Raw genomic sequence first — 16,344 nt, 5'->3', positions numbered from 1 at the left:
GGCCAGTGACTGTATCGCGGAAAAATGTCACGGCTCAAGTCGCGCCGAATATAGCGCCCGCCGCGGATGCCACACCCATCGACAGCGCGCTCCAGAAGGTAGCCCGCAATATTTAGCACTGCGCCGAATTTTTCCAAGGACAGGCCTCGCAACCGGTTGTAGGTCGCGGTCCGTTCTTCCGCGACACCGCGTCGCGTCTAATGCAGGGAAAGCGTTCGCAGATCGCAGCAGCATCCGCCGCGTCGTTCTTGCCGCGCTTGCCGGACATGCTATAGGGCGCCACAAAATTGGGCGCCATGAGTTTAACCGTATTGCCATGCTGCTGGAACACGCGAGCCCGATGATGTGCGCAGGAGCACGTTTCCACGTCGATGAGGCGCGCCGGCAACTGCACGATCAGTGTCACCAGTTGATCGCGCGCCACGCGGTTTGATCAGCATCGCTTTGCCGTAGAATCGGCATTCATTTTGCCGTGGAATTCCAGTTCTTTTTTCCGTGGAATCTCTGTTTACTTTCGCGTGCAATCTTCAGTTATTCGTTCCGCGAGTTCTATCACCCCCACCCAACTCATCCCCAAGCCAAGCCGAGCCTATCGAGGCGGCGCGGCCCTGCCGGTCACATTTGGCGCGCGTGGGTCGGGGTTCATATACAGGCTCGTGCCGTTTGCCCGCATGTTGTTAAGCGCCGGCCCCGAGCCGATGCCTCTTGTGGTGGCAAGCGAGGTTCCCGTGCCCGGAATTGGGCTGGGGCCGGCCCCGGTGCCCAGACTCGTTCCCGGAGCGGCGCCCGCACCGCTCATGCTGCCCCCGGTGTCGCCTGGCTGCTGAGCGTAGGCAACGCCCGCCGAACCGAGCATTAGCGCCGCCACGAGCGCCGACATCGACACCCCAATACTTCCGGATACGGTCTTCATAGTCCACTCCATCACATTGTTGAATTACCCGAGCGTGAGGCCGCGCAGCGAACCGCTCAAGACGCATGACGTTGTGCGCGCTGCTTTGTTAAATCGAAATGCTTACGCTTGGTACATTGACGCTGGCCCGTGTCAACCGGCCGGCTGATGCGCCGCTTGCGCGGGCGCTACACCGGCTGACGTTTGCGGGGCGCTGGGGGAGAGGTGCGCTGCAGCGGGGACACAGTCCGCGCGATACTCGGCTTGCAACTTCTGTTGCGCCTGTTCCAGATCATCAGGATAGGTGTTGGCGTCGTCGGGATTGTAACCGGCCGCTTCCAGCTCGTTCAATTCCCGCATCAATTGCTGGTGTGTCACTTCGCCTTTCAACTGTTCGAATGGGTAATCGTGGCATTGCTGTTGTGTCAGTCCCGGCGAGGCCATCGCCGACGCGCTGCCGATCAGAAGAAGGGCGGTGACAAAGGGTTTCGTTGTAAGCCTCATTTTCATTCCATCCACGAGAAGGTTCGAGTCGTCCCGCGAACAATGTAGCGGGATGGCATTAGCCTAGCCGAGGCGACCTACCAGAACGGCGTCGGGAAAATGAAACTGCTTTTATCCTTGCCCGGTTTTTCACGGCGTGTTGCAATGGATTTGCGGTCAACCTTGGTTGAGGCCCATTCCTGGCAAGCGAACCGAACGCTTTGGCCCATACCATCTAAGGCTGCTCCAAAAGTACTCCGAAACGTTTTGTCAGCCGTTCATCCTGGAACTCGCTGCCTTTAATTTCCCGCTCGATCCAGGCACGATCGTTCGTCTGTCCGATAGCGTCACGCGCTCACCTATTCTTGATCGGCCTTCTCGTCTACCGCCGTCAAAACTCGCCGTTCGCGAAGCTCGAAGGCGAGCGGCAACTGTTTCGTGGCATCCCTTCGCAGCATCGAGTTCCTTTCAAACGGCGTCAGCAGGCAAGAAGGTACGCGCAAGCCCCCGGCTGACCAGCGATCTGTGCTAGTCGATACCGATTTCGCACAACAGCCTTTCGACGGCCGCTGTCTCGACACATTCCGCAACGGTCTTCTTGTCCCTTATGCTCGCCACTTTCGGGGACACACCGTACCGTAGCCCGATCCACTCGGTGATCTTTTAGGGCGCGGATGAGCTTTCCGTCGATTTTCAGGTACTCGACCGGCAGGCTCCTTAAACAGGCGAAGGATGAAACATCGCTACCAAGATCGTCCAACGCGAAGCGCACTCGACAGGTGCGCGTGGATTCGCAAAACAATTTCGCATCACCCGGATTGGCGATGGCGAATCCCATTCGATCATCACGAACTGTGCTTTGAGATTACTGAAACCGTCCGGTTGAAGCCACCCATCGGAGATGCGAAGCGAGGCTGTCCCAAGCTCAGCGGTAACGTCTGCAGCCCGATTTCAGCGCACGGCGGCCGCGCGGAATCAGCGGCGCCCATGGCGACAGGAAGAAAAACCCCTGGCACGCAGAAGCCAGTCAACCGACCGCCTCCCGCTCGACGACACTGCCTGTCGCGCGCCGATCAGCGTGCCAATGCGCCAGACGGTCAAACCACAGGTGCACGACCGGCGTCGTGAACAACGTCAGCATTTGCGAAACAATCAGTCCGCCGACAATCGCTATGCCGAGCGGCACGCGCAATTCGGCGCCCGCGCCATGTCCGAGCGCAAGCGGCAGCGCGCCGAACAGCGCGGCGAGCGTCGTCATCATGATCGGGCGGAAGCGCAGCACACAGGCCTGCCGGATCGCATCGCGCGGCGACAAACCTCGCTCGCGCTCGGCCACCAGCGCGAAGTCGATCATCATGATCGCGTTCTTCTTGACGATGCCAATCAGCAAGATGATGCCGATCATTCCCATGATCGACAGATCCTGACCACACAGCATCAACGCAAGCAAGGCGCCCACGCCCGCTGAGGGCAGCGTAGAAATGATGGTGAGCGGGTGAATCGCGCTTTCGTACAGGATGCCGAGAATCAGATACACCACGACGAGCGCCGCCGCGATCAGATACGGCTCACTCGCGAGCGACGCCTGGAACGCCTGCGCAGTGCCCTGAAACGAGCCCGTCAAACTATCCGGCTTGCCCGCCGCGACTTCGGCCTGGCGAATCGCCGCCACCGCGTTGCCAAGCGACTGAGCCGCCGCCAGATTGAACGAGATCGTCACGGCCGGGAACAAGCCCTGGTGATTCACCGAGATCGGCGACACGTTGTTTTCGATCCTGGCAAGCGTATCGAGCGGCACGAGTTCGTTCGTGAGCGGCGAGCGCACGTAGAGATGCGCCAGTGCATCCGTCGTCAATTGAAAGCGCGGATCGACTTCTTCGACGACGTGGTACTGATTCAGCTCCGTGAACAGCGTCGCAATCTGCCGCTGGCCGAATGCGTCGTAAAGCGTGTCGTCGATGGCTTGCGCCGTGATGCCGAAACGCGAAGCGGTGCTGCGATCGATCACGAGTGTTGCGCTGGTAGCGGCGGCCTGCTGGTCGGACGTGACGTCGGCCAGTTGCGGCAGCTTCGACAGGCGATCGGTCAGTACGCCCGCCCAGTGATCCAACTCGTTGATGTCAGGTTCCTGCAACGTGTACTGATACTGCGCGGCGCTGATACGGCCACCCACCTGAATATCCTGCCGGACCTGCATCGACACCGAGATGCCCATGAGCTTCGCCAACTGCGGCTTTAAACGATTGAGCACCTGCACAGCACTGTCCTTGCGCTGAGCGAACGATTTCAGGTTGATCATGACGCGCCCCTGGCTCACGGTCGGGTTAGCGCCCATCCAGTAGTAAACGTTGTCGACGGCGGGGTCGGCCTCGATGATATGACCCACCTGCTGCATCTTCTGCGACATCGAGCGGGGCGAAATGTCCGGCGCGGCTTGGGCGACGCCCATGATCAGACCGGAGTCCTCCTGCGGGAAAAATCCCTTGGGGATCGCGACGAACAACGCGCCGGTCGCCACGATCGTCGCCACGGTGACAGCCAGCATCAGCTTCTGGTGGTCCAGCACCCAATCGAGGCCACGCTCGTAGCGCCGCTCTACTGCGCTAAACACGGCTTCAAGCCATGCTTCGAGCCTGCGCACCCGGCCGCCGCCGCCCGGCTCGGGCAAACGGATCAGCCAACCGCACAGCATCGGCGTAACGGTGAGCGATACTAGCGCCGACATCACGATCGCGGCGCTCACCGTCACTGCGAATTCGCGGAACAGCCGGCCGACGATGCCGCCCATCAACAGGATCGGGATGAACACGGCGATCAGCGAGATAGTCATCGAAATGATCGTGAAGCGCACTTCCATCGCGCCAAGCAAGGCGGCCTTCATGCGCGGCACGCCCTCTTCGATATGCCGCATGACGTTTTCGATCACGACGATCGCATCGTCCACCACGAAGCCTACCGCGATGGTCAAGCCCATCAGCGACAGATTGTCGAGGCTATAGCCGAGCAGATACATGACGCCGAACGTGGCGACCAGCGACAGCGGAATCGTCAGGCTCGGAATGATGGTCGCCCATACGTTGCGCAGGAACGAGAAGATCACCATGACGACGAGCGCGATCGTCAGCATCAGCGTGAACTGCACGTCGTGCACCGACGCATTGATGGTCTGCGTGCGATCGCCCACCACATGCAGATGCGCGGCCGCGGGCAGCATTGCTTCGAGCGCGGGCAGCTTCGCCTTGATGTTGGCAATCGTCTGCACGACGTTATAGCCGGGCTGCTTGTGAATATCGAGGACGATCGCGCGTTCGGACTGAAGCCATGCGGCCTGCTGGTTGTCCTCGGCGGCGTTCAGCACGGTGCCGAGATCGGACACGCGAATCGGCGCGCCGTTCTTGTACGCGACCACCAGATCGCGATACTGCGAGGCGGTCGTGATCTGGTCCGTCGCGTTGAAGATCACCGAGCGATCCGGGCCGTTCAGGCTGCCCTTCGGTGCATTGACCGTCTGCACGCCGACGATCGAGCGCACGTCTTCCAGCGTCAGGCCGCGCGCGGTGAGCTTGTCGGGGTCGAGCTGAATACGCACTGCGGGCCGCTGCTGGCCGTGGAAATCAACGAGACCGACGCCGGGCATCTGCGAGATCTGTTGCGCCAGATAGTCTTCGGCGTAGCTGTCGAGCTGCGTGAGCGTCAGCGAGGGCGAAGTCAGCGCCAGTGACAACAACGTGAAGTCGGCCGGGTTGACTTTCTGATAGGTCGGCGGGTTCGGCAGGTTCTTCGGCAACGTGCCGCCGGCCGCATTGATCGCCGTCTGCACATCCTGCACCGCGCCATCGATGTCGCGCGACAGATCGAATTGCACGGCAATGCTGGTATTGCCGAGCGAACTCGACGACGTCATCTGCGTCACGCCCGCAATCAGCGAAAGTTGCCGCTCCAACGGTGTCGCCACCGAGGTCGCCATGGTTTCCGCGCTCGCGCCGGGTAACTGGGCGACAACCTGGATGGTCGGAAAATCGACCTGCGGCAGCGGCGCGACCGGCAGCAGAAAATACGCCACCGCGCCGACCAGCAGCACTGCGATCGCCAGAAAACTGGTCGCGATGCGCCGCTTGATGAACAATTCCATGAGGCTCATGACGGATTGTCCTCATTGGTCTGGCTGCCTGCCAAATTCGCGTTGGGCGGCGCTTCGGAACTGGCGGGAACCGTGGTCGCCGTCACATGCACGCCCGGGTTCAAGCGGCTTTGGCCATCGAACACGACGAGATCCGCGGGCGCGATGCCGCTGCGTATCTCCGTCATGCCATCGACGGTGACCCCGCTTTGCACCGGGCGCAGCTGCGCCGTGCCGTTCGCGGCGATCACATAGAGCTGCGTGCCGTTCTGCGAGTTCACCACCGCGCGGCTCGGCACCGCGAGCCGCTGCCTATCGGTGCGCACCAGCACGCGCGCATTCACCAGCTCGCCGGGCCACAGCTTGCGGTCCTGGTTGGTGAACGAAGCCTTGAGCCTGATCTGGCCGGTCGTGGGGTCGACCGTGCTATCGATGAACACCAGCGTGCCGTCGGCGAGCGGCGTGCTGCCGGAACGCGTGGTCACGTTCACCCCTAGCGGCGCTTTCGCCTGATTCGCGAGCACTTCAGGCAGCACGTCCTGCGGCACGGAGAACAGCACGGTGATCGGCTCCATCTGCGTGACGGTGACGATGCCGGTGGTGTCGGTCGGATGGACGATCGCGCCGATATCGGCCTCGCGCGCGCCGACGCGTCCGGTAAACGGCGCGGCGAGCGTGGTGAAGCCCAGTTGTAGCTGGTCGCTCTGGACCAGCGCGGCGTCCGCTGCGACCGTCGCTGAGAGCGCGTCCACTTGCGCCTTCGCAGTATCCACCGCCTGAGTCGTCGCCGCGCCGATGCCGACGAGTTGCGAGTAACGCGTGAGATCGAGCCGCGCGTTTTCGAGCGATGCCTGATCTTTACGCTGCGCCGCCTGCGCTTGATGCAACTGGGCAGTGAGCGGTCCCTGATCGAGCTGCGCCAGCAGTTGGCCTGCCTTGACGTCCTGTCCCTCGGTGAAGGCGATGCGCTGCAACTGGCCGTCCACGCGCACTTTGACGTCCACGGTATTGAGCGCCTGAACCGTCCCCACGGCCGCGACGCGGATCGGGAAATCGCGGCTAACCGGATGGCCGGCATTGACCGGCACGGCGGCGGCCGGCTTGGCAGCCCGATGCTTCGGCCAGCTCGACGCCCCGAGAATCACGATAAGGATGACGAACGCTGCGGCGAAAAGGACGCGCCGGCGCGCACGCGGCGCTTCACGGTTCGGAAGGTCTGCGGATTTCATGAGCTGGAAGCCATAGAAGAGGGGGCAATGCTGCTGTCGGTCACGCCGAAGCCGCCGCCGAACGCGCGAAACAGGCTCACGGACGCCTGGAGGCGCGCGAGCCGCGCCTGCACCAGCGTGTCTTCGGACTGATACAGCGTGCGTTGCGCGTCGAGCACGGTCAGAAAGTCGACGGTGCCGAGCTTGTACTGGGTTTGCGCGAGCGCGGCGGCTTTGCGGGCGGCGTCGGCGGCGTCCTGGTCAGCGGCTTCCGCGACCTGCTGCTGTTGCGCCGCCGTGAGCGAGTCCTCCACGTCCTGCAGCGCGGTGATGACGGCTTGCCGGTAATCCGCGACGCCCTTCGCTTCGGCCGCCTGGCTCGCGTGCAACTGGCCACGCAGCGCGCCGCCGTCGAGGATTGGCGCCGCCAGCGAGGTGGCGAGACTGGCGAACGGGCTCGACAGGAAATGCGACAGCGACTTGCTGCTCAGTCCGCCGTCCGCGGTCAGCACGAGGTCCGGCAGAAAGGCCGCGCGCGCCGCGCCGACACTCTGATTCGCCGACTGCAACTGCGCTTCCTTCGAACGGATGTCGGGACGCGTTTCCAGCAGGCTCGCGGGCAGATTCGGGCGCGGCCGCGGAATCGGGATGTCGGCAAGCGTGGCGTCGCTGACGGCGAAGTGTTCAGGCGCGGTGCCCACCAGCACCGCAAGCGCATGAATGTTCGTGTCGAGCTGCTGTTGCAGCGCCGGCACGGCCGCCTGGAAGGTGGCCAGCGCGTTGCGCTGCTGCTGCACCTGCAATTCGGTCGCTACGCCCGCCCGCTGTTGTGCGATCAGCAGTTGCAGAATGCGCGCGGCATCGTCGGAAATGGAACGCGCGATCGCGAGCCGGCGGCGCAGGCTTTGCACCTCAAAATAGGTGTCGGCGACCGAAGCGGTCAGCGTCAGCGCCACTGTGTCGCGATCGAAGCCGGAGGCGCGCGCAAGCAAGTCGGCGGCGCTGGCGTTGGCGGCGTTGAAGCCCCAGAAGTCCACCTCGTAACTGGCTTCGGCGAACAGGCTCTGGGTCTTCGTGGTCGAGCCGCGTCCCTGATGGCTGCGATCGAAGCTGGCGCCGACCGATAGCGACGGATACTGCGGCGCACCGGCTCGCTCGGCGTTGCCGCGCGCCTGTTCGACGCTCGCAATCGCGGACGCTAGCGTGAAGTTGTTGCGCAGACTGCGATCGATCAGCGCGTCGAGCGCGGGGTCGTGATACTCGCGCCACCAGCCGCTTCTGACTGGCACGGTAGCGGCGAGCGACCCACCGGCCGCCCCGTCGAAGGATTGCGCCAGCGGTGCGCCAGGCCGTTGATAGGCAGGCACAAGCGAGCAGCCGGCGAGCGCCGCGAGGCCGAGCGCACATACGGCGCGCACGCAGGAAAGGAGCACGGGAGGACTCGCTGTGCGCGATGTCTGCGCGGAACGGGACGGTCCTGACATGGGAGAACCCTAACAAGGCAATGTCGCCAGATTAGTCAGCGGGTCCTGTCGGCGCTTTCGCCCATCGATTAAAAAAATTTAATGCGGCGCGATACGTAGCGTCGGCGCACCGAATCGGGGCTTGCAAGGCTTGGCGCGCGTGTCAGGGCGCCGGGTTCAGCACATATCCGGCGCCGACCACCGTATGAATCAGCGCCCGCGGGAAATCGCGGTCCACCTTAGCCCGCAGCCGATGCATGTGCATATCGATGATGTTGCCGCGCGGCTCGAAATCGTAATTCCACGCGGCCTCGAGCAGCATGCTGCGCGTCACGACCTGCCCCTCGCGGCGCAACAAACATTCGAGCAGCAAAAATTCGCGGTGCTGCAGACGCAGATCACGACCGCCGCGGCTTGCGGTCCGCGCCCGCGTGTCGAGTACCAGATCCGCGCATTCGAGCCGCTCGCTCATCCTGCTGCGATCGGCGCGCCGCGCGAGCGCCTCGATTCTGGCCAGCGCTTCGACGAAGGCATATGGCTTGACGAGATAGTCGTCGCAACCCGCGCGAATCGCCTCCACGCGTTCGTTCAGGCCGCCGACCGCGGACAGCATCAGCACCGGCGTCGTGTCCCCGCCGGCGCGCAACTGCTGGACGAGGACCATGCCGGCAAGCGCCGGCAAGCGCCGATCAGTCACAATCACGTCGTAGATGCCCTCGCGCGCATAGGCGAGCCCGGTCGCGCCGTCGGCCACCGAATCGACAATCAGACCACTCTCGCTCAGGCCACGCGCCAGGAACTGGCTGGCGCGCTTATCGTCTTCGATCAGCAGGATTCGCATGCGCTGCGGCTTACGTTAAGGGGATTACATTAAAATTTTTTCATGTTGGCGCGAAACGCCTGCACGGCTTCACACGGCATACTACCCACGTCGTAGGTACGAGCCTAGTGTAAATCGGCTGGCCAGCGCAGGTTCGACGCTCGCTCATTTCTGGAAAAAGGCATGTTGAACGTATTGGTCGTCGAGGACGACGAGCAGACTCTCGCAGAGATCGTTGAAGCGCTCACCGACCACGGCTGCAGGGTCGAAACCGCGAGCACTGGCCGCGACGGTTTGATGTTCGCGGTCGCCAACAGTTACGACGCCATCGTGCTCGATCGCATGTTGCCGGGCGGCCTCGAAGGGCTCGGCATGCTGTCGGCGTTGCGCAGCGCCGGCGTGCTCACGCCAGTGTTGATCCTGAGCGCGCTGTCGGCGGTCGACGAACGTGTGCGCGGTTTGCGCGCCGGCGGCGACGACTATCTGACCAAGCCGTTCGAGTTCATCGAACTGACCGCGCGGCTCGATGCGTTGATGCGCCGTCGGGAGGCGGCGCCCGGTGTGCAGGAGTACCTGGTCGGCCCGTTGCGTCTGGACCCGCTCAAACGCGAAGTGACCTGCGCCGGCCGCCCGGTACCGCTGCTGCCGCGCGAGTACCGGCTGCTCGAATATCTGATGCAGCACCAGGGCCAGGTGGTGAGCCGCACCATGCTGTTCGAAGCGGTATGGGACTACCGGCTCGACGAGCGGACCAACGTAATCGACGTGCACATCAGCCGTCTCAGGAAGAAGCTCGACCCGGACGGCACGGCTCCGATGATCGATACCGTGCGCGGTTCGGGGTACATGCTCCATGCGCCTGACTGAACTGCACCGCACCACCGGCTACCGCCTCGCCACGCTGTTTCTTGTGTTGTTCGGCGTGATCGCGCTGCTGCTGTTCGGTTACCTGTACCGCGAGATCACCGGCTTCGAACAGGAACGCATCGACGACTGGCTGCTTCGCGAGCACGCAGAGTTGAAACGCGAAGCGCCGGATGAACTGGTCGCGCGATTCGAACATCAAAACCAGTTCGATCCGCGCCGCCAGCGCCCGTTCGGCCTGTTCGAAGCCAGCGGCAAACACCTTGCCGGCGGCTATGCGGGCGGTCAGCCGGCGATCCCCGTCTTTGACCAGCCGTTTTCGATGCGACTCGCCAATCTGCCCGGCCAACCGCCTGGCCGATGCATCGCTGCGCACGTGCCCGATAACCGCATCGCTTTGCAATGCCAGAACACCCTCGAGCTCGACCACTTCGACGACGAACTGCTGCATGCGCTGCTCTCCACCGCCATGATCACGCTCGTGATCGGCCTGATCGGGGCGACCCTGATCGGCATCTCCGCGATGCGGCGGTTCGATGCGGTGACCGCTTCGATCGAGGAGATCGTCGCCGGCAATCTCAGCAGGCGCTTGCCGGTGCATGCGAAACGCGACGACATAGACCGGCTGGTGGTCGTCGTGAACGGCATGCTCGACGAAATCGAACGCCTGATGAACGAGGTCAAAGGCGTGTGCGATGCGATTGCGCACGATCTACGCACGCCGCTCACGCGGGTGCTCGGCGGACTCGAACGTGCGCAACGGCGCGCCAGAACCGAGGCGGAGTATCGCGCGGCCATTGACGAAACCATCGTGGAAACCAGCGGCTTGCTACGTACTTTCAACGCCCTGCTGCGCATTTCGGAAATCGAAAGCGGCGTGCGCCGCGCCGGCTTCACCAGCGTCGATCTGGCCGCGGTGGCCGACGACGTGTTCGAATTCTATGAGCCGACCGCCGAAGACAAGCAGATTGGCTTCCGACTGCAGCGCACCGTGTCCGGCCCGCTGGAGATCCGGGGCGATCCAAACCTGTTGTTCGAGGCGCTTGCGAATCTGGTCGAAAACGCCATCAAGTTCGCACCGGATGGCGGAGTCGTGCATATCACGCTGTGGCACGACACAAGAGGCACCGGTGTCACGGTGAAGGACGATGGACCAGGCATCGCACGGGCCGAGCGCGATGCCGTCCTACGCCGCTTTTATCGTGGCGAGGCGAGCCGTCGTACGCCCGGCAGCGGCCTGGGGCTCAGTCTTGTCGCGGCCGTGGCCGGCATGCACGGCATGACGCTGGAGTTCCACGACGCGGACGTCGGTTGCGAGATCAGTCTGTTCAAACCCGCGCAAAGTCAACTGGCAGATAGCCGATGATCGATCGGCGCGCAGGCTTTTTTGAAACCTGGAATTACAGGACATAAAACAATTGACGTTAGTTTCTGTTGTCAAATAGCCATCAGACAAGAAAACCTCTTTTGAATAACGGAACGTCAATCGTGAATAAATACGTCGTTTGTTTTGCAATCGCCCTGTCGACCATGTCCACCGCCTACGCGCAGGGAACCGTCCTTAAAGGAATGGACTTCGGTCCATTAGCCAAACTGGCCGGAACCTGGAGAACCGTTGCTGCCGGCGGCCTCGACGTGGCGCCCGGTCAAGTGGGTTCCAGAGTAGGTACCGGCAATCCCGCAGTGGAACCTTATTACGAACAGTTGACCTTTGAACCCGCAGCGGATGCAACGAATGCCAGCGATCAATACCTGGTGGCAATGGCTTACACGCTGAAGGTGTTCCGAAAAAGAGACAACAAACAGTTCCATGACCAGCGCGGCTATCTGATTTACGACAAGAAGAACCAGACTGTCTATGACTCATTTTGTATTCCCCGGGCGGTCTGCGTTGTGGCGGAAGGAAAAGCCGGCGATAAGATGACTCTAACGTCAAAATCTAACGGGGTAGCCGAATCTCAGTACATGCTGAAGAACGACGCGACAAGTGTTTTCTCGATCACGTTCGACATGACCGGAGATACATTGAAATACGCGCAAAAAACGCAATTACATGTTTACGGCAAGTCGTTCACTCACGTTGACTCCAGCGCCCTCAGCAAAGCAAGCTAGTTCATCTCGCAAGCCCGCGTCTCGCCGCGACGCTACTCAGGCAACGCGCGGTGAGCGATTGCACTGACAACTGCATAAAAATAACTTCATGTTCCGGCGGCTGAATTTTTAGGCTGTACGGGCTACATTGGCTCGTCCGCAAACTTTCTTTAACTCACGAGAATAGTGAGCGGGCGCAGGCACGAAACGGCGACGGGTCGGAAGCTTCTTCCCGGATCTGTCGACCCTCAACATCGCATACATCCAATCGCCCGCCCCCCTCGGCTATTGATCAATTGCGTCAGTCTGGCCCGCTCACCGTGCGGCAGTAAGATCGGCACCCCGAGAAACCGTCGACATAGCCGGACGAAGGGTCGCGGCTGCTGCCAACTAACGGCAGGCCGTTTCAACCGTGTTCTCAGCTCCAGGGCGGCTCGACGACTGCGCCACCGGAGTCACACTGCGGCGCATCCACATCATGAAAAACATCAGATTAACCTATCTGCTTTTGCTGACGGGGCTGGCCCTGCTCTGGCTAATCGCTGAAAGTTCATTGCCCGGCTCGCATGGATTCCGCGCCTTGCAACTGTCAATGATCAACCTGACCGGCATTCTCGCGATCGGCTGCATGAGCTCGGGCATCGTTATGGCAGTCCGGCCGACCAGCATGGAGCGCTTTCTCGGTGGCCTGGACAAGATGTACCGACTGCACAAATGGCTCGGTATCAGCGCACTGGTGCTTTGCACACTCCACTGGCTGTGTGCAAAGTCTCCAAACTGGCTAATCGGCCTGGGGTGGATGCAAAGGCCGTTGCGCGAGCGCGCCTTGTCACCATCGCTCGCGCCGTCAGCCTTTGTGCAGATTCTAGACGCGCAGCATGGGCTCGCGAAAGGGATTGGCGAATGGACGTTCTATGCAACGGTTGCGATCATCGTCGTTGCATTGCTGAAAGCCTTTCCTTACCGGCATTTCTTCAAGACACATCGGCTGCTGGCAGTTGCGTACCCGCTATTAGCGTTCCATGCGGTGGTACTCATGAAGCACGGCTACTGGACCACGGCGATTGGACCAGTCATAGCACTGCTGATTTTTCTGGCCATGGTGGCCACGTCCATCTCGCTGCTGCGCCGTATCGGACGAACGCGACAAGCAGCCGGGCGTATCGAGGAGCTTGTGCATTACCGGGAGATGCGGGTACTCAGCATAGTCATCAAACTCAAGGACCACTGGTTGGGTCATGCCGCCGGACAATTTGCCTTCGTCACGTTCGACGCGCGCGAGGGTGCGCATCCGTTCACAATCTCCTCGGCGTGGCACGACGACGGCAAAGTGCGCTTTCATATCAAGAGCATTGGCGACTACACCGAGCAATTGCCGGCCGTTCTGAAGACTGGCGACCGTGTCAGCGTTGAAGGGCCCTATGGCCGCTTCGACTTTCGCAGCGACAAACCAAGACAGATCTGGATCGCCGGTGGAATTGGAATAACCCCATTTCTCGCGCGAATGCAAGCGCGAGAGCGTCATTCCGATAAACGCGCAGTGGACCTGTTCTATAGCACCAACGCCATGGACGACGAGTTTGTCCGCGAGCTGAGTCAACTGGCAATTGCCGCCCAAGTGCGCCTTCACGTGCTGATTAGCGGCAAGGACGACCGCCTGACCGGGCAGCGCGTCCGTGAGATCGTGCCCGACTGGATGTGCTCCGATGTCTGGTTCTGCGGGCCAGCGAGTTTCGGCCAGAACTTGCGGCACGATCTGGTTGCACGGGGATTAGCGCACGAAGACTTCCATCAGGAGCTATTCGACATGCGCTGATTCGGATTGGCGGTCAGAAGGGATAAGCGCCCGTGCTGACTAAGGTCGCGGAACAGACCGGGATTCGCGTGCTGAAGCCGGACTCGCAGACGCCGGCTTATGCCGACACAAAGCCAAGGTACCGAAGAATGCGCATGCCGCAGCAAAGCTCAACCACCAGGCAGGTGCCGCATTGTCGTGCGTCGCGTGGATCAATGCGGTGGAGATTGCCGGCGTGAAGCCGCCGAATAGCGCAGTCGCAGCACTATAAGCAAGCGAAAACCCCGCAACGCGCACCTCCGGTGGCATCACTTCCTCAAGGGACACGACCATTGCACCGTTGTACATACTGTAGAGGAACGAAAGCCAAAGCAGCACTGCTAGCATTCTGCCGAATGTCGGCGCGTCGGCCAGAAACGAAAGTGCGGGGTACGCGGTGGCGAGCGCAAGCACAGTTGCCGACAGCAGCAGCGGCCGGCGCCCTACCCGGTCCGACAAGGCACCGCTAACCGGCAGCCAGATAAAGTTCGACAGGCCGACACAGACGGTCACGAGCAGGCTGTCCGCCGTGCCCAAGCGCAAGGCAGTCTTGCCGAATGTCGGTGCATAGACAGTAATGAGGTAGAAGCTGGTGGTGGTCATGGCTACCTGCATCGCTCCAGCTACCACGACCTTCCAGTTAGCGGCCAGGGTGCGGATCACATCGCGCATCGCTGGTCGAGTCTCGCGCCTCTTGAATGCCTCTGTTTCCTCGAGCTTGTATCGGAGCATGAACACGAACGGCACAACCAGGCAACCGATGAAGAATGGGATACGCCATCCCCATGCCGCGACAGCCGCCGGATCCATCAGTCGGTTCAGCGCGAACCCGAGACTCGCGGCGACGACGATCGACAATTGCTGGCTGGCTGACTGCCAACTGGTATAGAAACCTTTCTTTCCTGGCGACGCCAATTCCGCTAGATAAACAGAAACCCCGCCGAGCTCGGCGCCCGCCGCAAAGCCTTGGAGCAAGCGGCCAATCAGCACGAGAGCCGGCGCCAGCAGCCCGATTGTCGAGTACCGAGGCACGAACGTTATCAGTACGGTACCGCTGGCCATGAGGCCAAGTGTCATGATAAGGCCCTTGCGCCGGCCGACGTCGTCGATGTAGGCGCCGAGAAATACCGCGCCAAGCGGGCGCATCAGAAACCCAGCACCGAATACCGCAAAGGTGGAGATTAACGAAGCGAACTCGCTATGCAGAGGAAAGAAGGCGGCGGCGATCTGCGTGGCGTAAAAGCCGAAGAGAAAAAAATCGAACTGCTCAAGAAAATTACCGGCTGTCACGCGAAAGATGGCGACAATCGGCGACTGTCGGCGGTGGGAGTCAGTTGAGCTGGACTGCATGGATTGGCTCCAAGGAATTGCGATCTCCCGTTTTGTTGGCGTTTTGCAGGTGTTGGCTATCGTCGTTTGGGCACGACCAAAGACGTAGTGAATAGGCGCGAATGCGATATCACGACATTCATACTGATTTGCCGGGCAAGCCGGATAGCCGACCGCTTGGGTACTAAACGTGTAAACAGGCTGCTAACCAGCGTAGTCTGCTGCCGGTATCGGCTTGCTACCCAAACGATGAAGATTAGTTAATCTCTTTGCACGTCGAAGCTGCCGTGGCCGCGCGTCGGTGATCGGGTACAGCGCTCAACTTTGCAAAAAGCGCTCGCTTTTAGAGCAGCGCCTTGCGTCGCCAGCAATGGTGGCCGGCATAGCAGTTGAACAGTGCAACCAGTGGCAGCATCGAGGATCTCGATGGACATCGATCGGAGTTCAGGCGAGACCGCAAGTCGTCACGCGCAGTATGTCGCTCGATGCAGCATGGACATACGATTTCGAACCCCGCGCGAACCTCGTCGATACGCCTGTCAATCGTCTACTGAATAAGGTCGATAAAGGCTTTGCGGTGGCACCTAGCCATACCGTTGTCAGCGCTGGCTACATGTTGAGATACAGGCATGTCGAGCCGCCGGCTTGAGCCGACGCCCCATTAAAATTTTTTAATGTGCGGGCGAAAGCCCTGAAATGCGACCAGGACTAAGCTGCAACATGCCTCTTCAACGCGGGAACTCTTAGGATAGTCTCGTGTTTAAAGAAAATTTCATCAAAGCATCGCGCTCTTTCAGACAGCCGGGGTTTTCCGCGCGCAATAATGGGCGAGGACAATCTATCCTGGGAGCACGCAATGCCGCAAGCTATGAGTCTCGAAGTCGTCAACGAACACGGAAAACCCACGATACGCATGGGTATTGAAAATGTAGCGGTGCTTCTAGACGCAGAAGACATCGACGGCGTGATTTACCGTCTGAGCTACCTGCGTGCGGGAATGCGCCCCGATATTCCCCTGCAGCCGTCCCCACAGCAGCAGTTTGTACTGGAGATGGACCCCTGCTGGCATACCGAAAAGCACCCGCTGTATGACGGCGCGGTACTGATCCTTCGGCATAGCGGGTTGGGATGGACCGGGTTCGCATTACCGACGCACAGCCTCGCACAACTGCGCGAAGCGATAACCGAGCATCTGGTGGCCCTCGACCAGGAGCACTGCATGCCGAATTAGCGCATCTCG

At 61.1% G+C, this 16,344-nt stretch carries 14 protein-coding genes and 1 pseudogene; 6 read left to right on the top strand and 9 right to left on the bottom strand.

Features of this window, described 5'->3' with window-relative positions; translation table 11 throughout:
• Nucleotides 1-80: 80 nt before the first annotated feature.
• The 8 genes and pseudogenes from HV770_RS33375 to HV770_RS33340 form a co-directional block, all read right to left on the bottom strand.
• Nucleotides 81-449: pseudogene (locus tag HV770_RS33375) on the bottom strand (IS110 family transposase); the annotation flags it as partial.
• 596 nt (nt 450-1,045) lie between these two features.
• Nucleotides 1,046-1,402, bottom strand: a complete 357-nt coding sequence (locus HV770_RS33370) for a DUF4148 domain-containing protein (RefSeq protein ID WP_175165786.1) — start codon at nt 1,400-1,402, stop codon at nt 1,046-1,048.
• Between the two features lie 208 nt (nt 1,403-1,610).
• On the bottom strand, nt 1,611-1,679 hold the full coding sequence (locus HV770_RS39925; protein WP_425497532.1) for a transposase DNA-binding-containing protein: 69 nt from the start codon (nt 1,677-1,679) through the stop codon (nt 1,611-1,613).
• 174 nt (nt 1,680-1,853) lie between these two features.
• Nucleotides 1,854-2,213 carry an EAL domain-containing protein gene (locus tag HV770_RS39920; protein ID WP_175165746.1) on the bottom strand — a complete coding sequence of 120 codons (360 nt, stop codon included), beginning with the start codon at nt 2,211-2,213 and terminating at the stop codon, nt 1,854-1,856.
• Nucleotides 2,214-2,402: 189 nt separating this feature from the next.
• Nucleotides 2,403-5,516, bottom strand: coding sequence for an efflux RND transporter permease subunit (locus HV770_RS33355; protein ID WP_175165745.1), 3,114 nt, complete (start codon nt 5,514-5,516; stop codon nt 2,403-2,405).
• A complete protein-coding gene (locus tag HV770_RS33350) occupies nt 5,513-6,724 on the bottom strand; it encodes an efflux RND transporter periplasmic adaptor subunit (protein ID WP_175165744.1) in 1,212 nt (403 codons plus the stop codon). Before HV770_RS33350 ends, HV770_RS33355 begins: the two co-directional genes overlap by 4 nt.
• On the bottom strand, nt 6,721-8,136 hold the full coding sequence (locus tag HV770_RS33345) for an efflux transporter outer membrane subunit (RefSeq protein ID WP_175165743.1): 1,416 nt from the start codon (nt 8,134-8,136) through the stop codon (nt 6,721-6,723). Before HV770_RS33345 ends, HV770_RS33350 begins: the two co-directional genes overlap by 4 nt.
• Before the next feature lie 193 nt (nt 8,137-8,329).
• Nucleotides 8,330-9,007 (bottom strand): response regulator transcription factor, encoded by a 678-nt coding sequence (locus tag HV770_RS33340; RefSeq protein ID WP_175165742.1) that lies wholly within the window; start codon nt 9,005-9,007, stop codon nt 8,330-8,332.
• Between the two features lie 162 nt (nt 9,008-9,169).
• Here HV770_RS33340 and HV770_RS33335 point away from each other — a divergent pair, with 162 nt between their 5' ends.
• From HV770_RS33335 to HV770_RS33320, 4 genes are all read left to right on the top strand, one after another.
• Nucleotides 9,170-9,853 (top strand): response regulator transcription factor, encoded by a 684-nt coding sequence (locus HV770_RS33335; protein ID WP_106285942.1) that lies wholly within the window; start codon nt 9,170-9,172, stop codon nt 9,851-9,853.
• A complete protein-coding gene (locus HV770_RS33330; RefSeq protein ID WP_175165741.1) occupies nt 9,840-11,216 on the top strand; it encodes a sensor histidine kinase in 1,377 nt (458 codons plus the stop codon). Before HV770_RS33335 ends, HV770_RS33330 begins: the two co-directional genes overlap by 14 nt.
• A gap of 122 nt (nt 11,217-11,338) precedes the next feature.
• Complete coding sequence (locus HV770_RS33325; protein ID WP_175165740.1) at nt 11,339-11,962, top strand: heme-binding beta-barrel domain-containing protein; 624 nt, start codon at nt 11,339-11,341, stop codon at nt 11,960-11,962.
• A gap of 457 nt (nt 11,963-12,419) precedes the next feature.
• Complete coding sequence (locus tag HV770_RS33320) at nt 12,420-13,757, top strand: ferredoxin reductase family protein (RefSeq protein ID WP_175165739.1); 1,338 nt, start codon at nt 12,420-12,422, stop codon at nt 13,755-13,757.
• A 39-nt stretch (nt 13,758-13,796) separates the two neighbouring features.
• On the opposite strand, the gene tcuC is transcribed toward HV770_RS33320, so the two are convergent.
• Complete coding sequence (tcuC, locus tag HV770_RS33315; protein WP_175165738.1) at nt 13,797-15,125, bottom strand: MFS transporter; 1,329 nt, start codon at nt 15,123-15,125, stop codon at nt 13,797-13,799.
• Nucleotides 15,126-15,474: 349 nt separating this feature from the next.
• Between tcuC and HV770_RS39595 the strand changes: the two genes are divergently transcribed.
• Together HV770_RS39595 and HV770_RS33305 are read left to right on the top strand one after the other, a co-directional pair.
• On the top strand, nt 15,475-15,753 hold the full coding sequence (locus HV770_RS39595) for a winged helix-turn-helix domain-containing protein (RefSeq protein WP_175165784.1): 279 nt from the start codon (nt 15,475-15,477) through the stop codon (nt 15,751-15,753).
• 207 nt (nt 15,754-15,960) lie between these two features.
• On the top strand, nt 15,961-16,335 hold the full coding sequence (locus HV770_RS33305) for a hypothetical protein (protein WP_175165737.1): 375 nt from the start codon (nt 15,961-15,963) through the stop codon (nt 16,333-16,335).
• The last annotated feature ends 9 nt before the right edge of the window (nt 16,336-16,344 follow it).

The organism is Paraburkholderia fynbosensis, assembly GCF_902859935.1.
In the GTDB taxonomy this organism is placed as follows: Bacteria; Pseudomonadota; Gammaproteobacteria; order Burkholderiales; family Burkholderiaceae; genus Paraburkholderia; species Paraburkholderia fynbosensis.
Note: the sequence above shows the minus strand (reverse complement) of the source record. Positions and strands in the feature narration are given on the sequence as shown.